The organism is Streptomyces ochraceiscleroticus (assembly GCF_000720485.1).
In the GTDB taxonomy this organism is placed as follows: Bacteria; Actinomycetota; Actinomycetes; order Streptomycetales; family Streptomycetaceae; genus Streptomyces; species Streptomyces ochraceiscleroticus.
The window spans coordinates 1-501 of record NZ_JOAX01000085.1; the positions used below are offsets into that span (position 1 = coordinate 1).

Annotated in this window: 1 pseudogene; it reads left to right on the forward strand. The window is 70.1% G+C overall.

What is annotated here, in order from left to right:
• Nucleotides 1-171 precede the first annotated feature (171 nt).
• Nucleotides 172-501 (forward strand): annotated as a pseudogene (locus IG84_RS38550) (hypothetical protein); the annotation flags it as partial.

Genomic DNA, 501 nt, shown 5'->3' on the forward strand with positions numbered 1-501 from the left:
GCCGACGTCACCCCCACCGGGGTGCGCCGCGCAGGGGCCGCGGCCCGGGACGTGACGGTGCGGTTCGTCGGCTCCGAGGACGACTTCAACCGGTTCATGCGCCGCTCGGTCGTCGTCTACGGCGGCGGCAGCGTGCAGAGGGCCTACGGGCAAGGGAAGGTGACGTGACGGGTGGACATCACCACCGAGCTCAACCTGGGCGGCATCTGGACCGACATCAGCGCGGACGTGCGCACGGAGTCGGACATGCAGGGCACCCGCGGCTTGTCGTCCTGGGCGTCGGAGGCCGACCCGTCCAGGTACACGTTCGGCCTGAACAACCGGCACGGGAAGTACAGCCCCCGTAACCCGGTCTCGCCGTACTACCGGCAGCTGTCGCGCAACACCCCGATCCGGATCAGCGTCCCGGCGACCACCAGCCATCTGGAGATCTTCGACGACACCGGCACGGTGACCACCCCGCACAGCGCCGCGCTGGACATCGCCGGGGACATCGACGTG